Below are 2,933 nucleotides of genomic sequence, written 5' to 3'. Positions count from 1 at the left end.
CCCCGGCGCCGGGACGGCCCCGCCCGGGTACTCCGACATCGCCCGCGCCAGGTCGCGCACCCGGCACGCGGTCCCGTGGATGGCACCGGTGTCCTCCGGCGCGGCGTCGGCCAGGTGCGCGAGTTCGCCGAGCACCTCGTAGGCGAACCTCCACAGCGCACCGCCCGGCCACGAGCGGGTGCCCGATCCCGCGTCCCACCCGGACGGTCGGGAGGACACGAGGATGCCGTTCGCCCGGTCGTGCAGGTCCTCCAGCGACCCGCCCGTGCGCTCGCACATCTCGGCGAACACCTCCTGCAACGCCTCCCACTGCCACTGGGCCAGCCTCGCGTGCTGCTCCATCGCACACCTCCACGTTGCAACGTTTTCCCAGGTGAGAACTAGCCTACTATGCCTAGGCATGGCTTGATATAGCTCGGCAGAGTGAGCCGAACAGGTCTAGCGTCACTGACATGCTGGGTGATCGGCGTGACCGCATCAGGCACGAAGGCCCTGTGACCATCTGGCGACAGATCGCCGACGACATTGCTGCGGACGTGCGGGCGGGGCGCCTGAGCGAGGGCGCACGGCTACCCGCCTACGCGGACCTGGCCGATACGTACGGCGTGGCGGTGGGCACGGTCAAGCGAGCGGTCCTGGAGCTGCGGCGGGAAGGCATCGTGACCGTCGTGGTCGGACGCGGCACCTTCGTCGCCGAGAAGTAGGCCGGCTCCGGGCTCAGCCCGCGAAGATCTGCCGCCACTCCGCCAGCGACCGGGGCCGAAAGACGACGTTGTTCTCCCGCACGTGGGAGAGGTTCGCCGACGGCTCGGCCGAGTACATGTGCCCCGGATACACCACCGGGTCGCCGGACAGGCCCGCGAGCTGCTGGAGGCTGCCGTACAGCGCGTCGGCGTCGCCGCCGGGCAGGTCGGTGCGCCCGCAGCCGTCGAGGAACAGCGTGTCGCCCGCGATGAGCGCGTCGTCCAGCAGGAAGCACTGGCTGCCGGGGGTGTGCCCCGGCGTGTGCAGGGTGCGGACCTCGACGGCGCCGATCGCGACGGTGTCGTCGTGCTCGTGGGCGACCAGGTCGGTGCCGGACACGCCGGTGACCCGCCGCACCCACTCCTGCTCGGCGTCGGCCACGTGGATCGGCACCTGCTTGCGGGCGAGCAGCTCGGCCACCCCGGGCAGGGAGAAGCCCATCATGTCCCCGCCGACGTGGTCGGGGTGGTAGTGCGTGGCCAGCACGCCGGTGAGCCGCATCCCGTCGTCGTCGAGCAGTCCGAGCAGGTCGTCCACCGCGTAGGCGGGGTCGACCACCATGGCCTCGCCGGTCTCCCGGTCGCCGATCAGGTAGCTGAAGTTGCGCATCTGGGTGGCGATCTGGTCGCCGACGGCGTAGTCGCGGCCGGCCAACAGTTGCCGGAAGTACAGGCGCTCGGACATGCCCCGATCGTATCGGCCGGGTCCGGGCCCTCCGCCCCCCGGCACGTCACCGCTCCCCCGGACCTCAGAACGGAGGTGGGTCGGGGTCCGGGGTCGTGGCGTGCGCGCCCGGGTCCAGGAGCGGTCGCGGGTCGGTGCCGTGGGTGTGGCCCGAGGGCGTGTGCACGGTGAACCGGTGGGTGGCCCGGTTCAGCCGGAAGCTCCACCCGGGCACGTCCTTCAACCGGTGGTGCCGTCGGCACAGGCCCACCAGATTGTCCGGGGCGGTGCGGCCGTGGCGTCCGCGTCCCCAGTCCACCACGTGGTCCAGGTCGCCGAACCGGCTCGGCCGGTGACACCCCGGGAACCGGCACACGTGATCCCGCACCCGCACGAACTCGTCCGTCGCCGCGGGTGGCCGGTACCGCGCCCGCCCCACATCCAACAGGGACCCGGTGAGCGGGTCGGTGACGAGGCGGCGCCACGTCGAGGTCGAGTCGAACGCGATCTCTCGGGCCACCTGCGCCGGGACGGGTCCGTGCCCGGCGAGTTCTCCGGGGCGGTCGTCGGTACCGAGCAGGGTGGGCAGCGCGACGTGCACGAACACCTCCGCACGGGTGCGCGGTGCACAACCCTCGGTCGTGGTGTGTGCCTCTCGCAGCAGGTCGGCCAGCACGTCGGCCCGGAGCTGGTCGGTAGTCCGGGTCTCCCCGTGCCGACGCAGGGAACGGGCGATCCGGTCGACGCGGGCATAGGCCGCGCTCGCCACCTCGGCGGGCAACTCGGCACGCAGAACGGCCGTGCCGTCGTCGCCGTGGATCAGCTCGACGCGCCGCTCGGCACGGCGCCGCACGGCGCGGTCGGCCGCGCCGTCCGGGTCGACCCGTGCCACCACCCGGTTCACCGCCTGCCGCAGTGCCCCCGGGTCCTTTCCGGACAGTCGGTCGGCGAGGATCGCGTCGACCTGCAGCGCCTTCCCGTCCGGGAGGCACGCCGTCGGCTCGGCCACCTTGGACGCCTTGTACACATCGAGGACCCCGGTCTCCATCGCGGCCAATGTGGACGGCAAGCGGGACACCAGCACCGTCGCCAGGTCGACGGTCCGCCGGGCGTGGTGATCGCCGATCGTCAACGTCAGGGCGAGCTCGGCGGCCACGTCCGCCGGGGTGCGCCCGTCGACACACGCGGCGATCTCCCGTAGCTGACGGGCCTGCAACCGGGCGATGTGCTCGCCCAGTGTGCGGATGCGGTCCATACGCGACAGTGCACCGCACGGCGCACGGTCGCCTCCCCCTTCATCGCTCATGTGTTCGATTCTAGCCGCGTCGGGTGCCCCACCACGATGCCTCGATCGGCTGAGCCTGTCCCGGTTCTGCGACACTGCCCGCCATGGCCTCTTCGGCACCGACGACGGAAACCCCGGGCACCGTGGTCGTGCTCGGCGGCCGCAGCGAGATCGGCACGGCCGTGGCACGGCGGCTGGCGGAGCGGGGCGCGCACACCGTCGTGCTCGCCGCCCGGCGCAG

4 protein-coding genes and 1 pseudogene are annotated in these 2,933 nt (G+C 72.4%); 2 read left to right on the top strand and 3 right to left on the bottom strand.

Features of this window, described 5'->3' with window-relative positions:
• A pseudogene (locus tag ACTIR_RS26445) lies at positions 1-342 on the bottom strand (hypothetical protein); the annotation flags it as partial.
• Between the two features lie 152 nt (positions 343-494).
• Between ACTIR_RS26445 and ACTIR_RS0108665 the strand changes: the two are divergent.
• Positions 495-704: a GntR family transcriptional regulator gene (locus ACTIR_RS0108665; protein ID WP_034239124.1), complete on the top strand. Its 210-nt coding sequence runs from the start codon at positions 495-497 to the stop codon at positions 702-704.
• Positions 705-717: 13 nt separating this feature from the next.
• Here the strand turns inward: ACTIR_RS0108665 and ACTIR_RS0108660 are convergent, their stop codons facing one another.
• Together ACTIR_RS0108660 and ACTIR_RS0108655 are read right to left on the bottom strand one after the other, a co-directional pair.
• A complete protein-coding gene (locus tag ACTIR_RS0108660; RefSeq protein WP_026453965.1) occupies positions 718-1,428 on the bottom strand; it encodes an MBL fold metallo-hydrolase in 711 nt (236 codons plus the stop codon).
• Positions 1,429-1,492: 64 nt separating this feature from the next.
• Positions 1,493-2,713 (bottom strand): HNH endonuclease, encoded by a 1,221-nt coding sequence (locus ACTIR_RS0108655; protein ID WP_026453964.1) that lies wholly within the window; start codon positions 2,711-2,713, stop codon positions 1,493-1,495.
• An 83-nt stretch (positions 2,714-2,796) separates the two neighbouring features.
• On the opposite strand from ACTIR_RS0108655, the gene ACTIR_RS25830 reads away from it, so the two are divergent.
• Positions 2,797-2,933: KR domain-containing protein (locus ACTIR_RS25830; protein WP_154663701.1), on the top strand; the 137-nt coding region annotated here is incomplete at its 3' end.

The sequence above is a fragment of the Saccharomonospora iraqiensis subsp. iraqiensis genome (assembly GCF_000430445.1).
GTDB classification, from domain to species: Bacteria; Actinomycetota; Actinomycetes; order Mycobacteriales; family Pseudonocardiaceae; genus Saccharomonospora; species Saccharomonospora iraqiensis.
The sequence above is the reverse complement of the archived record's forward strand: the minus strand, read 5'-3'. Positions and strand labels throughout refer to the sequence as shown.

Excerpts from the sequence above, each read along its gene's own strand:
- ACTIR_RS0108655 (WP_026453964.1), bottom strand. The coding sequence starts at position 2,713 with ATGAGCGATGAAGGGGGAGGCGACCGTGCGCCGTGCGGTGCACTGTCG.
- ACTIR_RS0108660 (WP_026453965.1), bottom strand. The coding sequence starts at position 1,428 with ATGTCCGAGCGCCTGTACTTCCGGCAACTGTTGGCCGGCCGCGACTAC.